General features: G+C 40.5%; 15 protein-coding genes. 5 read left to right on the top strand and 10 right to left on the bottom strand.

Annotated features, from left to right (window positions below; genetic code table 11):
* Positions 1-11 precede the first annotated feature (11 nt).
* The 3 genes from ade (at position 12) to BMY70_RS28810 (ending at position 3,837) form a co-directional block, all read left to right on the top strand.
* The gene (gene ade / locus BMY70_RS28820; protein ID WP_090341630.1) at positions 12-1,643 is read left to right on the top strand and encodes an adenine deaminase; all 1,632 of its coding nucleotides are present in this window, start codon (positions 12-14) and stop codon (positions 1,641-1,643) included.
* A gap of 161 nt (positions 1,644-1,804) precedes the next feature.
* Entirely contained in the window at positions 1,805-2,386 is a 582-nt protein-coding gene (locus BMY70_RS28815; RefSeq protein ID WP_090341629.1) for an RNA polymerase sigma factor, read from the top strand.
* 179 nt (positions 2,387-2,565) lie between these two features.
* Complete coding sequence (locus BMY70_RS28810) at positions 2,566-3,837, top strand: replication-associated recombination protein A (protein ID WP_090342011.1); 1,272 nt, start codon at positions 2,566-2,568, stop codon at positions 3,835-3,837.
* A 35-nt stretch (positions 3,838-3,872) separates the two neighbouring features.
* On the opposite strand, the gene BMY70_RS28805 is transcribed toward BMY70_RS28810, so the two are convergent.
* Positions 3,873-4,412: a DUF892 family protein gene (locus BMY70_RS28805; RefSeq protein ID WP_143072166.1), complete on the bottom strand. Its 540-nt coding sequence runs from the start codon at positions 4,410-4,412 to the stop codon at positions 3,873-3,875.
* 395 nt (positions 4,413-4,807) lie between these two features.
* On the opposite strand from BMY70_RS28805, the gene BMY70_RS28800 reads away from it, so the two are divergent.
* A complete protein-coding gene (locus tag BMY70_RS28800; protein ID WP_090341624.1) occupies positions 4,808-5,080 on the top strand; it encodes a hypothetical protein in 273 nt (90 codons plus the stop codon).
* 62 nt (positions 5,081-5,142) lie between these two features.
* On the opposite strand, the gene BMY70_RS28795 is transcribed toward BMY70_RS28800, so the two are convergent.
* The 7 genes from BMY70_RS28795 to BMY70_RS28765 form a co-directional block, all read right to left on the bottom strand.
* On the bottom strand, positions 5,143-5,430 hold the full coding sequence (locus BMY70_RS28795; RefSeq protein WP_229209818.1) for a hypothetical protein: 288 nt from the start codon (positions 5,428-5,430) through the stop codon (positions 5,143-5,145).
* Positions 5,431-5,508: 78 nt separating this feature from the next.
* A complete protein-coding gene (locus BMY70_RS28790) occupies positions 5,509-7,095 on the bottom strand; it encodes a RagB/SusD family nutrient uptake outer membrane protein (RefSeq protein WP_090341622.1) in 1,587 nt (528 codons plus the stop codon).
* A 54-nt stretch (positions 7,096-7,149) separates the two neighbouring features.
* Positions 7,150-10,614, bottom strand: coding sequence for a SusC/RagA family TonB-linked outer membrane protein (locus BMY70_RS28785; RefSeq protein ID WP_229209817.1), 3,465 nt, complete (start codon positions 10,612-10,614; stop codon positions 7,150-7,152).
* 913 nt (positions 10,615-11,527) lie between these two features.
* Positions 11,528-12,286, bottom strand: a complete 759-nt coding sequence (locus tag BMY70_RS28780; RefSeq protein WP_090341617.1) for a ThuA domain-containing protein — start codon at positions 12,284-12,286, stop codon at positions 11,528-11,530.
* Positions 12,283-13,452: a glycoside hydrolase family 18 protein gene (locus BMY70_RS28775; RefSeq protein ID WP_090341615.1), complete on the bottom strand. Its 1,170-nt coding sequence runs from the start codon at positions 13,450-13,452 to the stop codon at positions 12,283-12,285. Before BMY70_RS28775 ends, BMY70_RS28780 begins: the two co-directional genes overlap by 4 nt.
* Before the next feature lie 297 nt (positions 13,453-13,749).
* Positions 13,750-14,658, bottom strand: coding sequence for a cyanophycinase (locus BMY70_RS28770; protein ID WP_090341613.1), 909 nt, complete (start codon positions 14,656-14,658; stop codon positions 13,750-13,752).
* Between the two features lie 152 nt (positions 14,659-14,810).
* Positions 14,811-15,644, bottom strand: coding sequence for a DUF481 domain-containing protein (locus BMY70_RS28765; RefSeq protein ID WP_090341611.1), 834 nt, complete (start codon positions 15,642-15,644; stop codon positions 14,811-14,813).
* A gap of 194 nt (positions 15,645-15,838) precedes the next feature.
* Between BMY70_RS28765 and BMY70_RS28760 the strand changes: the two genes are divergently transcribed.
* On the top strand, positions 15,839-19,231 hold the full coding sequence (locus BMY70_RS28760) for a DEAD/DEAH box helicase (RefSeq protein WP_090341609.1): 3,393 nt from the start codon (positions 15,839-15,841) through the stop codon (positions 19,229-19,231).
* 197 nt (positions 19,232-19,428) lie between these two features.
* Here BMY70_RS28760 and BMY70_RS28755 read toward each other — a convergent pair whose 3' ends face one another.
* The gene (locus tag BMY70_RS28755; protein WP_090341607.1) at positions 19,429-19,701 is read right to left on the bottom strand and encodes a UBP-type zinc finger domain-containing protein; all 273 of its coding nucleotides are present in this window, start codon (positions 19,699-19,701) and stop codon (positions 19,429-19,431) included.
* Entirely contained in the window at positions 19,701-21,362 is a 1,662-nt protein-coding gene (locus tag BMY70_RS28750) for a response regulator (RefSeq protein ID WP_090341605.1), read from the bottom strand. The genes BMY70_RS28755 and BMY70_RS28750 overlap by 1 nt, the downstream gene beginning before the upstream one ends.
* Positions 21,363-21,383 lie beyond the last annotated feature (21 nt).

The raw sequence follows: 21,383 nt of genomic DNA, 5'->3' as shown, positions 1-21,383 counted from the left end.
TCAATCACCAAATGAAAGCCAACTTAGTAAACATATTCGAAAAAACGATTCAGGAAGCTGAAATCACGATAAATAATAAGCATATTGAAAGTATATATATAATAGGTAAAGAAAACATCAGCCTTCCATATATAATGCCGGGCTTTGTAGATGCGCACGTCCATGTAGAAAGCTCCATGCTGACACCTTCACAGTTTGCACGATTAGCCGTAGTCCACGGCACGGTCGCGACCGTTTCTGACCCACATGAGATTGCAAATGTGGTTGGCGTTCCAGGAGTTGAATACATGATCAAAGACGGTAAACGCGTTCCTTTTAAATTTTGTTTTGGCGCGCCGTCCTGCGTTCCGGCTACTATTTTTGAAACTGCCGGTGCTGTCGTTGACCCGGAAGATGTGAGAAAAATGCTTGCAAGCGACGATATCGGTTATTTGGCCGAGGTGATGAATTTTCCAGGCGTTTTAAACGGCGATCCCGATATGGTTGCAAAAATCAACTGGGCCAAATATTTTAATAAACCGGTCGACGGCCATGCACCCGGACTTCGCGGTGAAGCTGCCAAAAAATATGCAGCAAATGGGATTTCCACAGATCATGAATGTTTCACTTATGAAGAAGCGCGGGAGAAAATTGACTATGGTGTTAAAATATTAATTCGTGAAGGAAGCGCTGCTAGAAATTTTGACGCATTAATTCCTTTATTGGCAGAATTTCCAGATCGGATCATGTTCTGTTCCGACGACAAACATCCCGATAATCTTGTGGAAGGTCACATCAATGTATTGATAAAAAGGGCACTGACGCTTGGACATGATCTATGGAATATTCTGCAGGCAGCTTGTATCAATCCGGTTGAGCATTACAGGCTCCCCGTTGGCTTACTGAGAGAAAATGACCCCGCAGATTTTGTGGTTATCGATAATCTTACTGACTTCAATATTCTTCAGACCTATCTTGATGGAGCATTAGTTGCGGAAAACGGAATTTCCCTGATTCCTGATCTTCGCAGCGAACATATCAACCATTTTAATTGTGCAGCCAAAACCCCATCAGATTTCGAATCTCCGACTCCTGCTGATAGCAGTGGAAAAATTCGGGTTATTGAAGCTTTGGAGGGGCAATTGATCACAAATCTTTTAGTCGAAAGTTTTAAAACAGAAAATGGCCTCATCGTTTCGGACACTGATCGCGATATTCTAAAAATCGCAGTTGTGAACCGGTATCAAAACACCGCTCCTGCCATTGCTTTTATCAAAAACTTTGGCTTAAAAGAGGGTGCGATTGCTTCAACCGTTGCACATGACTCCCACAATATCATTGCAGTCGGCTGCGACGACCAAAGTATCACCGATGCTGTTAATCTATTAATTGAGGCCAAAGGCGGGGTCTCAGCCGTAGGATTTGGGGAAAAACATATGCTTGCACTTCCAATTGCGGGACTTATGACGGACGTGGACGGTTATAAAGTAGCAGAGTCTTACACAGAAATTGACCAATTTGTTAAAACCAGACTCAGATCAACATTGAAGTCACCGTATATGACTTTATCTTTTATGGCTTTATTGGTAATTCCTAATATTAAACTAAGTGACAAAGGTCTTTTTGATGGTGAAAAGTTTGAGTTTGTAAACTTAAATCTATAAAAGGTTACTTAATTACGGTTTATTGCATGATTAACTTAAAGGATGTAATTTTTTCTTGAAAATATTTTTTTTATACGTTTTTTTATAAATATATTTACAAGTGTAAAAATGACCCTTATTAAATTTATCATTCCTAACCTTAGTTAATTCCTAACCTTACAATGGCTCACTTACGCTACAAACAAGAAGAAGAACTTTGTTTTTGGGACCAGTTCAGAAAAGGAGACGAGAACGCTTATGCCTGCCTTTATCGTTCTTACGTTCACATCCTTTATCAATACTGCTCTCAGTTTACGATTGATAAGCCACTTATTAAGGATTGTATTCACGATTTATTTGTGGAACTCTGGAGAAACCGAACAACGCTGGGTGACACCACATCTGTTCGGTTTTATCTTATGGCATCCATCAAGAGAAAGTTGGTTCGCCATTTGAATGCACAGCAGAAACACACCAGCAACGAAGATATTCCGGTGGAATACTGGCATATCCACACACCTTCTCATGAAAACCACATGATTTCTGAGGAAGAATTTGACTCAACAAATCAGCATTTAAATGTAGCAATTAACGGATTGCCCCGCCGTCAGCGTGAAGCGATTTTCCTGAAATTTTACATGAATCTTAACAACCACGAAATTGCCGACCTAATGAAGATTAATATACAATCGGTGTACAACCTTGTATTTGGCGCATTGGGAAATTTAAAAAAACAAATGACATTAGACCGACTTACATTCTGATCTGAAAATATTTTTACATTGTAGAAAAGCGTAACAATATGTTACGCTTTTTTTTTATTTTTCAGGATAAAAATATTGATAATCAAATAATTATATACCTATTGTGATGTAAATTGAATCGATCATCATAAAGCTTTGTTAATTAATTACATCAACAAAAATTATAATCTCGACATATGATATCACCGATTGCCACACCTCTTGCCGAACGGTTGCGCCCGCGCATACTCGATGATTATATAGGACAAGAAAAATTACTTGGCAAAAACGGACCTCTTAGGAGGGCAATTTTACAGAATACAATTCCTTCAATGATTTTTTGGGGTCCTCCGGGAGTAGGCAAAACGACGCTGGCTCTTTTGTTATCGGATGCCACAAAGCGGCAATTTTATAATCTCAGTGCTATTAATTCCGGGGTCAAGGAATTGCGTGAAGTCCTGGCCCGTCCCTCGGGTTTATTTCCTCCGATCTTGTTTATCGACGAGATACATCGTTATAATAAAAATCAGCAGGACGCTTTACTTGGAGCCGTAGAAAAAGGCCAGGTGACGCTAATAGGTGCTACGACTGAAAATCCTTCGTTCGAAATAAATTCGGCTTTGTTATCGCGTTGTCAGGTTTATATACTTGAAGGATTTGGTGAGGTTGAATTAAAAGCAATCATTAATCGTGCGCTCGAAAAAGATGACTGGCTCAAACAAAAAAAGATAACATTCCAATCATACGACGCTTTACTCAGACTTTCGGGTGGTGATGGACGAAAACTTTTAAACTTGCTGGAACTTGTCGTCCTTGGAAAAGGTGATGTTAACGAAATTGAGATTACCGACGAATGGGTAACCGAAGTGGCTCAGCAGAATATTGCGCGTTATGACAAATCCGGAGAGCAGCACTATGATATTATTTCTGCTTTCATTAAATCTTTACGTGGCAGTGACCCCAATGGTGCTGTTTACTGGATGGCCAGAATGATCGTTGCCGGAGAAGATCCGTCGTTTATTGCGAGAAGAATGTTAATCATGGCTTCCGAAGATATTGGCAACGCAAACCCAACAGCCATGATCATGGCGAATGCTTGTATGCAGGCTGTAAACGTAATCGGATATCCTGAATGCAGAATTATTTTGTCGCAAGTTGCGATTTACCTGGCCACTTCTCCAAAAAGTAACGCAAGTTATCTCGCTATTGCAGATGCCATGGAAGCTGCGAAAAATACAGCTCACTTACCTGTTCCGCTGCATTTGCGAAACGCGCCAACAAAATTAATGAAGCAAATTGGTTATGGAAAAGAATACAAATATTCCCACGACTTCGAAGGCAATTTTGCGAAACAGAATTTTTTGCCTGATGAACTGAAAGGTACTAAATTATTTGAGCCTGGGAACAATGCCCGTGAAGAAGAAATCCGCCGGAAACTTCAGCAATGGTGGACCGACTGGTATGGGTATTGATTATTAAAAAAAAGGTTGTCTGGATTTGAATCTGCTCAGGGTTTCGAATCCGGCACTTTTTTTGAATCGCGGCCCTTCAAGAGTTTTTCAGCAAGCCTGGTCAAATACTGCTGGTTATTTTTTTCTTCACCTGCAACTGATGTCAAAATCTCGGTTACTTCTTCAATATTCAGATCATCGACTAACTCAACAAGGTGATCGTAAGACAGCACTTTCAAATTTTTAAGATCGCTGATGTCCTGGCGTCTCTTTTCCATGTTGCTATCCTCCGACTTGCGTTTTCGAGAATCTAAATTTACTTTAATTTCCCTTTCCTCTTCTGTCGGGACTTCGGAGGGTGCTGTTTTGAGCTGGGCAACTGGAAATGCGGTCCCAAGTTCCTTTACATTTTCATCCGACTTTTTCCAGATATTTTTCAGCGCTTTCGTTAATCGTTCCATATTAGACTTCGTTTCCATTTCCCTTAGCGCATCCTCAATTCTTTTCTCACCAAATTTACTATTTCTGAGTTCCGACAGAAACAGTTCCTGGTATTTAATTTTCTTCTGGTCTTTGTCCATATTGTATAGCGACAAAAATGCCACAATTTATTCTATAATTTTACAAACTTAATTCTATACTTCAGTTCGAACCTGGAAGTAAAAATGTCTATTTATAATACGTAAAACTATACCAAAAGTAATGTAGTGATTATCAAAATATTCCAAAAACTATTAAATACTTTCGGAATAAAGAATATCTACAACCGAATGGAGTAATCTGGGTCATTTATTATAATTGTTAATTTAAAAAGTCAAAACATAGCCATTCCTGTGAATAAAAAATGTATATTTGAGTTAATGGCTTATTCAAATTCGATCTGACTACTTAACACATCTAGCCATTTCAATATTCTTGCCTTCACATCACAGGAATCAGCTTTGTTTAAGATATTTCTGATAATCAACAAAAATCCAATTAACAAAAAGCTATGGCGAATTTTTTTCACCTTGAAGGCCAGAATTTCGCTTTCAACATTGACCGTGTAGACTATTTTATTAAATCGCAGGAAGAGCCAGCGGATGGCGAAGCGGGAAAGTATCTTATCACATTCTATTCCAACGAAAACAAAGTAGGAATTTGGGTTTATGACTCCGCAGAGGCGAGAGACAACCAGTTCGTTAATCTTGTAACTAAGAAATTTCCAAAATCGTCCTTTAAGGACCAGAACATTTTGAAAGTGCCCGTTGCGATTTTACAATAGAAAAAACTGGATAAAAATAAAGGAGTCAATTTATATAATTGGCTCCTTTATTTTTATCCAGTTTACGACAATCCCTGCAGTGGTTCATCCGGCTCGTTACCCGGAAGTGGTTCCGGCGTGATCTCAGGAGCGTCCGGGCTTACAGCCGGAAGCTCGGGTTCAGGTTGAACGGGTGGTGTTTCAGGCTCTTTTTCCCAAGGTGGCGTCTCCTGAGGAATTTCAGGGTTTGGATACTCAGGTCTTGGATCAAAAGGCGGTGTTTCAGGCGGACTAATCGGATCCGGATATTGGTGTCCCTGGCTCACGACGGTTTCTTCTTCTGTTTCACCTGGATTTATGGTCTGTTTCATGTTATATCTAGTTAAATAAGATGCAATAATTATTTAAGGTTAACTTTAAAATAACCATGCCTCGTTTTGATCCAATTTTTACCAACCGGTATTCTGCTTCAAATTGGGATTAATATCCAGCTGCGGCTGTGGAATCGGGTATATTTCAAACTTTGGATCGTAAGGTGTCAGCTTTGCTCCCACGATCTGATCAGGCGTAATCGCAGCAATTTCCTCCTTTAACGTTCCCCACCTGCGAATATCAAATACGGTTGTAAATTCACCTGTCAACTCCAATCTTCTTTCCGTACGGATGGCAGCACGAAGGTCTGCAACAGTTGTCGCCCTGGATGCAGCCGCTTTTGCCCGCTCTCTGACACGATTCAGTACCGGCAACGCACTGGCAGATTTTCCGGCCTCGTTCAACGCTTCGGCGTAACATAACAACACATCTGAAAAACGCATTTCAATCAGATCGGAATTATAGCCTTGTGCTGGCGAGCCGGCAATACGCGGAACTCTGGCCAGCTTTCCATAAGCAATTCCGTAGCCGGTAGTCGTATCACCCATGTAAATACCTGTTTTTTTATTTCGGTAGACATTCACAGTAGAATCGTAAATAACACTATCACCCGCGGATGCGGCAAAATTTGGACTTCCCTTATACTGGTATCGATCGACTAGCGTAAAATCTCTTCTGGTATCTCCTTTACCAAACAGCTGGTAAAAACTATATGTCAAGCCATAAGTTGTCTGCTCATCTCCGTTTTGCAGACCTTGCGGAAACAGAAAAAACGGGAAGAAATTTCCATTCGGATTTGATTCGTTGGCAAAATATCCAAAAGATAAAACAATCTCCTGATTGCGCTCATTATTGATTGAAAACACGTCCGCAAAACTATCCAGCAGAGCAAAGTTATATTTTGCCTCATTGGCAGTTCCTACAACTTCTGCCAGTTTATCTGCTGCTCGTTGAAAATATTCGGTTTTGCTTAAAGGCTTTCCAGCCATATGAAGATATACCTTTCCAAGTGTTGCTTTCACAGTTCCGGCAGAAACTCTCCCAACGTCCGAGGCAGTCCAGTTATCCGGTAAATTTGCCTCTGCGAATGTCATATCCTCAATAATAAATGCATATGTTTCCTCAACGCTCGATGCCGGCGCATAGATCAGATCAGATTGTTCCAGCGACGTGATTGCATTTTTGATCAAAGGAACACCACCGAAATAACGCACCAGGTTGAAATATGCATAGGCTCTCAAAAACCTCGCTTCGGCGATATAAATATTTGCAATTTCAGTATTTTCAACAGCCTTATTCGCATTTTCAATTACCGAATTTGCCCGAAAAATCGTTTTGTAAAACCTTCCCCAAACCGAATTAAATGCGTCTTCTTTCGGCAAATGTCCAAAACGGTAAAAAGGATCAGCACCTGCACCAAAAATTCCCGCAGTAGAATAGCGGTGCCCCGCCTCACTGAGGATAAAGCGATTAACAATATCACTGTAATTTGCAGCAGTATAACTTTGATAAATACCAAGCGTCGCCTTTTTCAATCCTTCTTCATCCGAAAATACCTGATCCTGATTTAAAGAAGAATACGGTACTTCATCCAGGGAATCTTTGCAAGACTGCAAGCCAAGTGCCAACAATAGCATTGCAGAAAAATATATTTTAAGTTTCATATTTTGTGTAATCAAATTGAGACTGAGATATTTCAATTTTTTTCTGGATTTCAATTAAAAATTACATGAAAAACCAATTGTGTACGAACGTTGCGCCGGATATGCACCGTAATCAATTCCCTGCTGAAGGAGCGATTGGTTGAATGAACTGACTTCCGGATCAAAACCTTTATACTTTGTAAAAGTGGCGATATTAGTACCTGTCACGAATAACCGCGGATTCTGGATTACTCCAAGTTTTGGAAATGTATAGGAAAGCGTCAGTGTTTTCAAACGGATAAAACTTCCGTCTTCCAGCATTGTCGAATTAATATCAGCCGAGCTAAGTCCACGCTGAGTGCTCGGATACAATGGATCGTTATGCTGATTCGCTTCCGTCCAGCGCTTCTCATACCATTCTTCTGACTGATTGAAAGCAATTCCCGAATAATTGACAATACCATTATTCAGATAAAAACGCGTCAGGTTTAATACATCATTACCCACAGAACCAGTGAAAAAAGCATTTACAGAAAAACCTTTCCAGGCAAAATCGTTTGTCCATCCGAAGGTAAAATCAGGATTTGACTTTCCTAAAATCTGACGGTCATCTGCATTGATTATACCATTTCCGTCGGTGTCCTGATATTTCCAGGTCCCGGGGATTTCCGTCGATAAGCTTGCGTAAGGATAAGTTGGTTCTCCTTCCGCATTAAAATCCGATTTCTGCGCCAGGCCTATGATTTTATATCCAAAAAACTGCCCAACTTCCTGACCCGGAGTCAAAATTCCGGAGATACCTCCCAGCAGGTTGCCATTGATTGCTACATAATCCGGAGTCTTCTTATCTCCCAAATCGATCAGTGTGTTCACATTTCTCGAGATATTAAAACGGGTTGAAAACTGTACATTTTTTCTTCTCACCAAATTTGCCTGCAAGGTTAATTCAACACCTTTGTTGCGCATATTTCCGTAATTGTCAATAATGCTCGTCACGCCGGATTGCGATGGCACTACACGATATTGCAGCAGATCCATCGTTTTTTTATTGTAATAATCAAAACTTACAACCAGACGGTCATTTGCAGTATTAAAATCAAAACCTATATTCAGCTGGCGTGTTCTTTCCCAGGACAGATTTGGATTTCCGATTGAAGTCGGATAAAGGCTTGTGGCAATCGTTCCGTCATTTCCCATTTCGTAAAACCCGCTCCAAAACTGGGCAAGTGATGAATAAGGACTAATCGCCTGGCTACCTGTTTCACCAAAAGATGCGCGAATTTTTGAATTCGAAATCGCTTTTACATTTTTCATAAAAGGCTCCTGATCGATGTTCCAGGCCAGCGCAACGGCAGGAAAAATTCCGTATTTTTTATTTGCGGCAAATGGAGACGCACCATCCATCCGGATCGATGTATTCAGGACATATCTTCCTTTAAATGAATAATTCCCCCTAAAAAATCCGGATTGCAATCTTCGCCCTTCTTTGTAAGAGCTGATACTTTGATTGTGCGCTGTTCCTATATTATCAATTCCAAAAAATGGAACATCATATCCGCTGGAAACGGTATTCAAAAACTCAACGGTTTGATCGTTATATTCGGCGCCAAGTGTCGCATTCAGGTAGTGATCTTTATTGAAAGTGTTTTCGTAAAGGAAATATGCGTTGACATTATAGCTGTATGTGTTGGACGTTGAATTGCTTCCGCTGCCATTTACTACGCGGCCTTCTGCGGTAGTCGGAGGCATAAAGACATTCCGGCGTGTTAAATTCTGGTTTGTTCCAAGGCTCACGACAAGTTGTAAACCATTGACTATTTTAAACCAGTTTTCCATGTTGGCGATCACATAATCGTTTTTAGAAATATCTGTTTTTGACTTCAATTCATTGTATGGATTGGCAAAATAAGTGCCGACAAATCCGGGGACACCAAGAGCATTGTTTCCCAGATAATTAAGGTCCAGGATCGGTGCTGCCCGCAATCCATCCATCAGCCCGCCAGAGTTCGGCCATGCATGACCAGTCGTCAGGGCACGATTTGATTTCTGACGAACCAGAGATAATTGGCCCTTTAGGGTATACCAGTTGGTCACTTCATTGTTCAGATTCACGCGCAGACTCGCCCGGTTATTATCCGAGTTGATGAGTGTTCCTTTTTCGGATAAGTAATTTCCCGAAACATAATACGACGATTTCTGACTTCCACCTGAAACACTTAACGTAACATCCTGTCGAAAACTTGGCTGCGTAATCGCTCCTATCCAGTCAGTATTTGTGAAAGCGCTATCCAGATTTTTGAACGGTTCCGGGCGTTCAGTGATCCGATATGACTCATTTATCACTTCGGCATACTGTCTTCCGTTCATCATCCTGATCGGTTTTGAAATTGATCCGAACGAAGTTTTGTTTACAAGTTCCACTCTCCCCGCTCCCCTCTTCCCGGCTTTTGTGGTGATCAGAACAACGCCATTGGCACCGCGGGACCCATAAATCGCTGTTGCGGAAGCGTCTTTCAGCACTTCCATACTTTCAATGTCATTCGGATTAATTCCATACAACCCGTTCTGTTCATAGGCACCGGTAAAGTTTGCACTTGCTTCGCGATATGGGGGCATTGGAAATCCATCGATTACGTACAACGGTTCATTATTGCCGCTTAAAGAGTTATTTCCACGAATACGCACAACAGTAGACGCGCCCGGTTCGCCGGAAGATTGAGTCACCTGAACCCCTGTTGCCCGGCCCTGCAAAGCCTGATCCAGTGTATTGACAACCGCGCTTTTTATTTCCTGAGCAGCAACCCTTGAGGTCGAGCTAGCCAAATCCCGCTTGCTTTGCGTCCCGTAACCCACCACGACCACTTCCTTTAAAGCCTTAGCTTCCGGGTTCATTGAGATCGCAAAGTTGGTCTGCCTTTTAACAATTCTTTCCTGTGTTGTAAAACCTACGTAACTAAATACTAAAATCGATTTTTCACTTGGTACTTTAATATCAAAAAGCCCATCAGGAGTGGTAACAGTCTGGATTTTTGTATTTTTCACCAAGACACTGACGCCGGGCAAACCTTCACCTGCTTCGTCTGTTACCCGACCTTTTACGGCTCTGGCTCCTGGCCCGGCCAAACTATCAACCGCAGCCCCCGAAGCAACTTTTTCAACGGCTGGATCTTTTACTTCCCCAGGAATAGAAAGGCTATCCGCTTGTTTTAAGGGCTTATTCAGTGTATCGGCTTTTCCGACTGGTTTGGATAAAGAATCTGTAACTCCTGCTGGCTTCGCAACGGTATCAATTTTGGTAGCAGGTTTTGAAAGCGGATCGAAATTTTGACGAACCGCGGGAATGGAATCAGTTTTAAGGACTGGTTTTACAAGCGTATCCCTGATTGCTGATGTCGAAACAGGATCACTTTTTAATGGCTGGTTTTTGATGGAATCCCGCTGCAAGGCAGGCAAAGAATCTGGCTTTGGCGACGTTACCTGTGCTGTTAAGTTTTGAGCGTAAAAAAGAAGAAGACAGATAACGGGTAACACTTTTTTCATGGTCAGGAACACGCGCCCGGGGCGACATGCTTCATGGCATCGTTGAGATTTGTTCATAAGTGGCAGGTGAGTAAAATCAGGTTAGTTGATTCAGTTTACATTAGACTAAATGTTAAGATTTGTTTCGAAGATGAAACCTCCCGCCTACTAAGACAAAAACCATACCGTTACCCATTTCAAAACTTTGGGCACAAAAAAATGGCTCCTTGCTGAGAAGCCATGTCTTTATTTTCAAGCATTTAAAAACAAAATTTTATCCTAACGCTAGCGTATAAAGTTTATCCAATCATCCTTTCTAACTTATTTGGCCCAAACAAAAAAAGCATCAATTTCATCCGCAGATTTCCTATCTATCTTTTTAATATCATTTTGACGGCTTGGTGTATAAACATTTCAACTTCAAACTAATCAGAACATAATTTGCCATTTCTTCCAAAAAATCGAAGATTAAAGCAAATTTGATCCCGAAAATTCGGGTTCTCAATTGATTTGTCTTGATGCTAAATTACACGTCCTGTAAAACCTTTCACCAATTGATCGGATGCCTAAGAACTAAAAGGGCGAAGGGATAGAAACTAAAAATACGCTTGACTATCATGATTGGAACAGAAAAGTTGCGCTGTCAGAAATTTTAAAAATCGCCGTATGAACTAAGTACTAAAATGCTTTGATTTAACAATTGAATTGGGGACTTTTTCAACACTAAGATTATTCCCCAAAGTTTTGTGCAGTAGTGCATTACAAAAGAGTACACTGCAAACCTATTATACGAAAATCCGTAAATTCCGGCTTCTGATTGAGATATGATGTTTATTTTTTTACCTAATAAAATCCAAAACAAGGAAACACCCTTCACGAAATTTTCTAACATATAGATACTTATGAAGGGTTCTCATGAAAGAAATCTTATAAATTATTTTCCTGCTGCCCAGAATATCGCATTTTTAAACAAGGTTTTATACGCTTCATTCTCAAAAAGATCCGGGGAATGCCCCATGAAAATGTAAACATTCCTGCCTGCGATTTTGGGGTTAGACCATATCACAGGATGATCGCCCATCTTAATTTTTGAATCCGGTTTATAAGTAGATTCATCGACGCTGGCCAGCACTTTAACATTTGCCCGAGGACTTTTATCATAAGTATACCATTCCTCCATATCTACGAAGAATGAAGCCGGAAGTCCCTTCATTACCGGATGAGCGTTATCTTCGACATGTACTCTGCCCGAAGCAAAAGTTGGGATATAATCCTTATAACGGACACCTCCCATAAATTCAGAAAACCAGTTCCACATAGGATAACCATCAAATTCTCCCAGTAAAGTTGCGTGATGAAAGCCGATCCACCCTCCTCTTCCTTCATTAATGTACTTCTCAAAAGCTGCTCCGGCAGTTGGTGTCCACGCATAAGGCGGGAAGTCCAGCTGGATAAAAAGTTGATACTGACACAAGAAAGCGTCATTAATTTTATCCGTATTTTCAATGTAATCCACACTGAAATTATTGTCGTTTGCCAGCTTGTCAATCCATATCTTCGCTGCCTTTGAATACTCGATATGGTGGCCACCGTTTTCAGCGATGGCCAATACTTTGAAAACCGGTTTGATCCGGGAATAAGCAAGATTACTAATCAGCAGACATAATCCAATAATGATTAAGACCGGTCTCATTTCAGCGATTTATTGATCTCGTCCAGCAGATAACCTTTTGGATCAGAATTATACTCCCAGAACATTACTCCACCCAACTTATTATCCAAGACATACTTACACTTCTCAGCAACAGATTTCTCGTCATCATAACCGATAAAGACCTTTGTTTTTTCATTGTAGATAAAAGGAGCTTTCGCTGCGTCGTCGCGATATTCTTTATAACCCTTTTTATTAACCAGACTGTCTTTAATGTAGCTATATCCGTCGATATAAGCTTTTGAAACTGAAACTTCCCCGATTATGACTTCTGAGTCCTTTCCCAACGTAAATGCGCGGCCATAAAACGGAATTCCTAACACGATTTTCGAAGCAGGAACACCCGCGCCCATATAAGCTTTGACACCATTATCTGCTGATTTTCTGGTCTTAAATTTATCTGTGGCGTATAATCCGGCATGATGAACAACTGTATCACCTGAAAAAAGATCGTAAGTCATCAGATTCACGAAGTCCAGATATTGCTGCGCTTTACCCATTTCTGAATGTGGAATAAACTCTTCCCAACCAGCTACCGCCGTGGTTAACAGCTTTTTCTGCCCTTCTTCTTTTTCGAGAATATCCAGCTCTTTTCTGATCGCTTCAAACATCAGTGTGAAATTTTCTTTATCCTCGGGACGGAAAACATTTCCTTCCTCACCTGGCATCGCTGGATATTCCCAGTCGATATCCACACCATCAAGTTTGTATTTTTTGATAATATCCACAGAACTTTTTGCGAATATGGCTCTTGAACTATCAGTCAAAACTGCGTCAGAAAAGTTTTCACTCCACGCCCATCCACCAATAGAAATCAGGATTTTCAGGTCAGGATTGATTTTTTTTAACAAATTCAGTTTTCTAAAATTGGTAGAATCTGTTTTCTCATTTGTAAGAAACGCCTTTCCATCCTGCACATTCACGAACGCATAATTGATATGCGTCAGCTGATTGGCCTTGATTTCATCGGTATTGACAAGCCCATGAAAACCTCCGACGTAGCCAATAATCACAGGTTTCGATTTCGTGGTTTTTTCTGCTGCTTTTTCTTTTTGACCACATGAAATAATGGCAGCACTCAATGCGATTCCGGCAAAAAGAAATGTGAATGTCTTTCGCAATGCTAAGTTTTTAAACAATGAAGTCATTTGATAAGGGTTAGGTTTGAAAATCAGTTATTCGATAAAAGTCAAATTTCTAACAAAATTTCCTTGAAATCTAATTACAGACAAGAAAGCAACAGCGAACGATTTTAAGACTTCCTTCGAAAAATAAATCCTGACTAACAATAATGAATATAACGCTGTATTGGTCAATTTTCCGAAGTGATTAAAAATATAAATGTGGTTTTCGGCGCACAGCTTTTGATTTTTTTAATGATATTATTTTTATGAGAAAAATTCTCAATACCCGGTAATCATTTTTTCTGCCTATTTTTTACCTGTTCATTCTTTTACAGGACTGTCCGGGATTACTTTTCGTTCTTTAAGGTCATATTTCTGGCCTTGTTTCAAAAAGAAAAATGGGCCCTGAAAATTGGTTTCCGGACCATTGCCATCTGAAAACTTTCGCTCTCTTGGAGCAACGATCGTGTTGTAATCGTAAACAGCAACATAAGAACGGCCAACAACTTCGAATACATCTTTCTGAACGATTATTGCTGTCGCTTCATCCAGACCGATCCCGATTATTTCCGGCGAACGGCGAATAAATTCAACTAGATCAAACTGGCGATTTCGTCGTAATAAATGCTGGTCGATTGCTGAATTTTTTAAAAAGCCAATGCCCTGAGTGTGATCACCAACCAGGATATGAGCGCCTTTTGTATCACCTCTCCAAAGAAATGATCCCTGAATACTGGCTCCCGCAGACGTTCCGGAAATCACTCCTCCTCTTTCCAAAACTTCCTGGAATGCCTTATGGGTTAACGTATTCAGATAAGAATCGGCGATCCTCCACTGTCTGCCTCCGACAAAATAAATACCGGTAGCAGCTTTAATGGGTGCTATAAATTTTTCACTGTTGGCTTCCGTCAGACTGCTGGTATGTAGCATCGTCACGTTTTTGATACCCGTTTCCCTTTTTACCAACTCAACACCATCGGATTTATACACTGAGGAATCTCCGGCTGCGGCAGTAATAACCACGATTTTCGCATTCTCTTTTCCGCCTGCCAGCTCTACAAATTTATTCCAGATTTCAGGTGTAGCTCCTCCGCCTCCAATAATAATCAGGGACCCTTTTTCAGGACCATGTCGCGTCGGAGTTTCGCTGATCGTAATAGGGGTTTGAGCAAAAGATTGTATTCCGGCTAGCAGAACGCAGATAAAAAACCCGGTCGTATATTTTTTCATAAGAGAGAATAAAAAAGAAATAATGAAAATAGCGTATCCTGATAACAAAATACGCCATAGAAAGCACTATACCTACCTTGTCAGAATTGTTCTCTGCTATTCTGTATATTTTTTATTTGATTCTTACATCTTGCGGCAACGGACCTGTATACCTACTGTCTGTTTCCAACTGAAATTCCAAAAGTTACACGGGAATCATTTCTTTTTCTCCCTGCTTCCACCAGACTCTCATAAGAATTTTCATAACTTGATCTGAGTGCTACCCATTTGTTTACAGGAAATTCCAGGGAGATTACCGTATTCCAACGCAGGTTGGAAATATCCGTTATGGCAGGCTGAACAAAAGTGATGTGATTGATTCTGAACCTGTCTTTTGCAAAAGAGTGTTTTCCTTTCACACGGAAAGAATTACGCTGAATACTTTTTGTAGGAAGTTCACGGAAGTTGGTTGATTCATGAACAAGCGCGTTTGTCAGCAAAATTTTATTTTTTTCAGTACTCAACAACCTGTAACCAATACCTGCACCGCCCATAACCCGTAGCGTGATACCACGAAGGTTGCTGGTTTCCAGTGTCCCCAGGCCAAAAACATACGTTTTTCTTTTCTTGAAAACATCGACGAATAAGTCCATGTAGGAGTCTCGCTCTGCCAGAATTCCATTTTGGCGTCCATAAGTAAATCTCGGATTTGTGGCTATGGAAAGAACAGGACCCGTGGCAATAATTTCTGCACGAAGCACCATTAAACTACGGTTTACATTCCCTCTCGTAAAATTACCATCTCCGATAAAGCGATAAGTTATCGTATCCAGCTTGAAAACAACTGGCGGAGCGGCAACCGTATCTTTGGGACTAGCAGCCACAGCATTTGAATCTGCAACAGCGACGCTGTCTGTACCTACCTGTTGGCTATATGAAAGGTGGCAAATAATAAGAAGAAAAAATGCGGATAAATAGGAAAAACGGGTACGATTAAACTTTCTCATAACGGAATTTTACTGTGATGCCAACGGCCGGGCTGCCAAAAAACCAGATCTTATAGGCAGGAATCTGTGGTCGTTTCGATTGCTCATTTATTACATTAACACGTTTCGGGTGCTTATATTTTCTTCAAATAAAGTTAATTTCAACCATTGGAGACAACATTCCAGTTGTATTTAACCAAAGGAATTAAAAAAGAATGCTGAAAAAACCAGGTATAATCGAGCGGATCAAGGAGTTAAAATATCATAGGAACGACTATATATTCGAGAATTTTAACATTACTGCATTGGATCATGCTTTCCTGCTGAAATACAGCTCTTCTCTGACAGAAACAGGTAGGCGAGGTTTTTTTGACATATTACCAAAGGTTATCGAAGTTAATTTTGCTACTTTTTCTATTCCTTCGGTGACAATGGACCTGATTGTTTCGATCAAACAATCCGAAAACTCTGTTACACTTTCCTGTCCGTGCAGCGCGGAGAAAAAAACGCCGTGTGAGCATCAGATCCAAGTGTTATATAATGTGATGGATCGTAAGGACCTTCGTATCTTCTTTGATGACAACCTTCGTCTCGCCCAAATTAAATTTATTGCAATCGATTATGGTCTGGAAAAAGAAAGTAATCTTGATGATTATTTCCGGTTGGAGCATGCAAATAAATCGGTTGAAATAAAACCAAAACTGAAACAGCTTTTTGCGGTTAATGAAGCAACTAAGACGTATTTAAAGGATAATCTGGTTCCAAAACCAAATCCGCTCCTACCAAAGAAGCCAGTTTCAAAAGAGATTTTGAAAATGATTATCGTTTTCGGGCAGCATAAATATTATGATCATTTTTATGTCGGACTATTTGAAGCACAAACAACAAGAGACGGAAAGTTAAAGAATCCGCTGACGTCTATTAATCCACTTGATTTTATATGGAAGCTGGACAACGCGGAGGAATTGAAATTTTACACCGGCGTTTCGAAATTTCAAAATCAATACCGTTCCGGCAAATCTGACTCTGATATTGACGGATTGAAATCGCTTGTAAAAAATCCACTTAAACTGCCGGTATATTACCACGACATCAAAGTTTCGGAAAGTATTTCCGCAGCCTCATTAATTCCGGTCCAAATGCGAACTTTACCTGTTGATCTGCATTTACTGGTTGATGTCAAAGATAAATTTCATGAAGTTTCCGGACAGCTGATTGTAGATGGCAAGCCCTTTGCGCTTGAAATTCTTAAAATAAGATATAGTTATTTTGTGATGATCAATGACACGATGCATCTGGTGGAAAATCCTGATATTTTGCGTGTGATTGAGTTTTTCAAACAGAATAATAATAAAATCCTTGTCCATGACAGCAAGTTTGAGGAGTTTCAAAACTCCATTCTCTCAAAGGTAGAGGACAAAATTCGGGTCACATATGCTTACCTAAAACCAGCAACCCAAAAACAACGTCAGGAAAATGGCTTCGAAAGAGAAAATGAGCAGTTGATCTATCTTTCTGATCTGGATAATTACATTCTGATAACGCCTGTCATGCGATATGGGAATGTTGAAATTCCTGTTCTTTCAAAAAAGCAGATTTATTCAACTGACAGTAAAGGGCGACCGTTCACAGTAGAACGTGATGAAGATCTGGAAGTTCAGTTTACGGCAACTTTGCTGCGGCAACATCCTGATTTTTACGATCAGCTTGGTGCAGACCATTTTTATTTAAGCAAAACAAGATTTTTAGATGAAGGCTGGTTTCTCGATGCATTTGAAGAATGGCAAAATCAAAACATAACCATTCTTGGATTCAATGAATTAAAAGACAACAGATTAAATCAGAATAAGGCAACAGTTTCATTGAGCATAAACAGCGGAACGGATTGGTTTAATACCCGGATTCAGGTTAAATTCGGCAAGGAGGCGGTATCATTGAAACATCTGCATAAATCAATTCGTAATAAAAATAAATTTGTCCAGCTTGGCGACGGTTCGCTGGGTATTTTGCCTGGTGAGTGGATTGAAAAATTTGCTAAATATTTTGAAACGGGCGAAATTGTAGGTGAAGAAATTCGTACGCCCAAGATTAATTTTTCCGATATTCTCGAATTATATGAGGATGAAGTTTTAAGCCAGCCTGTGAAAAATGAGTTGATGTTGTATGTTTCTAAGTTCACAGATTTTGAATCGATCAAGCCAGTCGAAGTACCAAAAGATTTGCATGCTTCCCTGCGCGAATATCAGAAAGAGGGGTTAAACTGGCTAAATTTCCTGGATGAATTCGGTTTTGGAGGCTGCCTTGCAGATGATATGGGTTTGGGAAAAACCATCCAGATTATTGCATTTATTTTATCTCAGAGAAACAAAGGTTATCAGAATACGAACTTAATTATTGTCCCTACTTCGCTGATTTTCAACTGGCAGGCTGAGGTTCAAAAGTTTGCTCCCTCCATAAAAATCCACACCGTTTATGGATCAAACCGGGTAAAAGATCATAAGGAATTTGACCAGTTCGAAATCGTTTTAACTTCTTATGGAACGTTGCTTTCAGACGTGAAATTTCTGAAAGAATACCGTTTTAATTATATATTTCTTGATGAGTCGCAGGCAATAAAAAATCCTGAATCGCAGCGTTATAAAGCAGCGAGATTACTTCATTCCAGAAATAAAATTGTCCTTACCGGAACGCCGATTGAGAATAATACTTTTGATCTGTATGGGCAGCTTTCTTTTGCGTGCCCTGGTTTGCTAGGTAGTAAAATTCAATTTAAAAATCATTACGCGATTCCGATTGATCGATTTGAGGACAGTAAACGCGCCCGGGAATTGCAAAAAAAAGTCAATCCTTTCATTTTAAGAAGAACAAAACAACAGGTTGCAACAGAATTACCGGAGAAAACCGAGATGGTTATTTATTGCGAAATGGGCGCGGAGCAGCGCAAGGTATACGATTCATACGCGAACGAATTCAGAAATTTCCTCCTGACAAAACAGGAAGGAGATTTATCGCGTGATAGCATGAACATTCTGGCCGGACTGACTAAACTAAGACAAATCTGCAACTCCCCGTCTTTGATCAATGATGAAGAATATTATGGCGATTCGTCGGCCAAGATCGAAGTTTTGATCGAACAGATTGAATCCAAAGCGCCGCAACACAAAATCCTGGTTTTTTCTCAATTTGTAAAAATGCTGGACCTGGTAAAAAGGGAGCTGGTTGCAAGGAATATATCTTTTGAGTATCTCACCGGACAAACAAAAAATCGTTCTGAAAAAGTAAACTCCTTCCAGAATAATGCCGATGTGCGCGTGTTTCTAATCAGTTTAAAAGCCGGAGGTGTGGGCCTTAATTTAACAGAAGCGGACTACGTTTACCTTATTGACCCCTGGTGGAATCCTGCTGTCGAAAACCAGGCCATTGACAGGAGTTACCGGATTGGTCAGAAGAAAAATGTGGTCGCCGTTCGTTTGATATGTCCGGATACGGTTGAAGAAAAAATCATGAAAATGCAGGAATCAAAAAGGGATCTGGCGAATGATATCGTAAAGACTGATGCTTCTATTTTGAAATCGCTGAGCAAAGGAGATTTGCTTGGATTATTGTAGCGTTGTTACAAGTCAGAATGGTGTCCTGTCCCAATTTTCAGGATTGTTATAAAGTCTTAAAATTATTGGAGTATCTACTTCAATTTCGCCGCACATACTTTTTTCTCTAATGCTTTCATCTGTTTCGGGGTTCTTAATGAGCGAACAAAAAACGATCTGAACCAAATGTGATTCAGATCATCTTTATTCAATGATATTTAGTCATATTCAACAAAAGACTCATCTTCGTAACACCACAACCATTTTTCGCCGGGTTCAGCAGAACTTATAACCGGATGGCCAGTAGCATGGTTATGTTTTGTCATGTGCTTAGAAGGTGAATCGTCACAGCAGAGCGTCACGCCGCAAGTCTGACATGTACGTAAGTGCACCCATCGTCCGCCCGCTTTTACACATTCTTCACATTCTCGCTTTTTGGCGGTTTTTATTTCAGTGATCGCACTGATATGACTACAAATCTGATCTGCCATTATATTTCGCTTAAATATTGATGAACCAAACTAATTGACATAGAACCTTCCCCAACCGCGGAAGTCACACGATTCATTGCTCCTGCGCGAACGTCGCCAGCTGCAAAAATTCCCGGAGAACTTGTTTCCAAAGTATAAGGATCGCGGTCCGCTTTCCAGACTTTCCTGAACTCACCGTATGAATTCATATCACGCCCGGTTTCAATAAATCCTTTTTTATTTTTGATAATTTCCAGCCCGATCCAATCAGTATAGGGTTTCGCGCCAATAAAAATAAATAACGCGTCCGCAGAAACTGACGTTTGTTCCCTGGTGTTTAAATCAATAAGTTTCAAGCCTTGCAAATGGTCATTTCCACAAGCTTCCACAATTTCAGTGCAACCCAAAACTTTAACATTTTCTGTCGTCGACAACTGATCGATCAAATATGACGACATGGAAGAACTCAGATCATTTTTACGCACCAGAATATAAACATGTCTGGCAAATTTGGACAGATACATTGCCGCTTGTCCCGCCGAATTTCCTCCTCCCAGAATATAGACTTCCTTATTTCCGCATGAAGTTGCTTCGGTGTTCGCAGCACCATAATAAATTCCCTTCCCGGTAAACTCCTCAATACCCTGCGTTTCTAATTTACGGTAATCAACGCCTGTTGTGATGACGACTGCTTTGCCGTTGATCTCCGTGCCGTCTTCCAATACAATGGTCTTATACTTATCCTTAACCTTAATCTCTTTTACAGACTGAGGAGAAAGAATTTCAGTCCCAAATCTAGTCGCCTGGGTAACCGCCCGCCGCGCCAGATCTGCCCCGCTCAGTCCTGATGGGAAACCAAGATAATTCTCGATTCTCGAACTTGTACCTGCCTGTCCACCGGGCGCCCGCCTTTCAATTAACAAGGTACTCAAACCTTCCGACGCACCATATACGGAGGCTGCCAGGCCTGCTGGTCCTGCACCGATGATGATCACATCATAAATTTGTTGTTTAACAGAAGCATTCAGCCCGATTCTTGATGCAATTTCCAATACTGACGGATTTTTCATCAGCGAGCCATCCTCAAAAATAACGACCGGAAAATCCGCTGTTTCAAAGTTATTAGTAGAACAAATCTGTTTTCCCTGATCGCTGGACTCGATATCCATCCAGGAATAAGGGATCAGGTTCCCGTAAAGGAAATCTTTAATCTGATGAGATTTTGGCGAAAACTGGTAGCCAAGCACTTTCAAACCCTTAAAGTCAGGACGATAATCAGCCTGCCAGTCATTCAACAAATCGTCGATCGCCGGATACAATTTTTCTTCCGGAGGATCCCACGGTTTCATGAGGTAATAATCCAGCTGCACGTCGTTAATCGCTTTTATTGCCGCATCGGTATCTGAATAAGCAGTAAGTAAAACACGTTTTGCATCAGGAAATATCTTTTTTGCCTTTTGTAAAAAATCAACGCCCTGCATTTCAGGCATACGCTGATCTGATATAAAAATGGCGACTTCTTCCCCCTTGTTTTGCAGATCAATCAAGCTTTCCAGCGCCTCCTTCACAGACGCAGTGCTCAGTACCCGGTAAGTATCCCGATACTTGGCCTTTAGGTCGCGGGTGATGGCCCTTAAAACCTGCGCATCATCATCAATTGAAAAAATAATCGGCAACCCCATATCTTGTCTTTTTATTTTAAT

This window comes from Dyadobacter koreensis (assembly GCF_900108855.1).
GTDB classification, from domain to species: domain Bacteria; phylum Bacteroidota; class Bacteroidia; order Cytophagales; family Spirosomataceae; genus Dyadobacter; species Dyadobacter koreensis.
This window is presented reverse-complemented; position numbering and strand designations above follow the sequence as displayed.

Bases quoted from the DNA above. Each gene is read 5' to 3' on its own strand.
- BMY70_RS28780 (WP_090341617.1), bottom strand. From the start codon at position 12,286: ATGAGACCGGTCTTAATCATTATTGGATTATGTCTGCTGATTAGTAAT.
- BMY70_RS28785 (WP_229209817.1), bottom strand. From the start codon at position 10,614: ATGAAAAAAGTGTTACCCGTTATCTGTCTTCTTCTTTTTTACGCTCAA.
- BMY70_RS28770 (WP_090341613.1), bottom strand. From the start codon at position 14,658: ATGAAAAAATATACGACCGGGTTTTTTATCTGCGTTCTGCTAGCCGGA.
- ade (WP_090341630.1), top strand. From the start codon at position 12: ATGAAAGCCAACTTAGTAAACATATTCGAAAAAACGATTCAGGAAGCT.
- BMY70_RS28815 (WP_090341629.1), top strand. From the start codon at position 1,805: ATGGCTCACTTACGCTACAAACAAGAAGAAGAACTTTGTTTTTGGGAC.
- BMY70_RS28760 (WP_090341609.1), top strand. From the start codon at position 15,839: ATGCTGAAAAAACCAGGTATAATCGAGCGGATCAAGGAGTTAAAATAT.
- BMY70_RS28775 (WP_090341615.1), bottom strand. From the start codon at position 13,452: ATGACTTCATTGTTTAAAAACTTAGCATTGCGAAAGACATTCACATTT.
- BMY70_RS28800 (WP_090341624.1), top strand. From the start codon at position 4,808: ATGGCGAATTTTTTTCACCTTGAAGGCCAGAATTTCGCTTTCAACATT.
- BMY70_RS28765 (WP_090341611.1), bottom strand. From the start codon at position 15,644: ATGAGAAAGTTTAATCGTACCCGTTTTTCCTATTTATCCGCATTTTTT.
- BMY70_RS28795 (WP_229209818.1), bottom strand. From the start codon at position 5,430: ATGAAACAGACCATAAATCCAGGTGAAACAGAAGAAGAAACCGTCGTG.
- BMY70_RS28790 (WP_090341622.1), bottom strand. From the start codon at position 7,095: ATGAAACTTAAAATATATTTTTCTGCAATGCTATTGTTGGCACTTGGC.
- BMY70_RS28755 (WP_090341607.1), bottom strand. From the start codon at position 19,701: ATGGCAGATCAGATTTGTAGTCATATCAGTGCGATCACTGAAATAAAA.
- BMY70_RS28750 (WP_090341605.1), bottom strand. From the start codon at position 21,362: ATGGGGTTGCCGATTATTTTTTCAATTGATGATGATGCGCAGGTTTTA.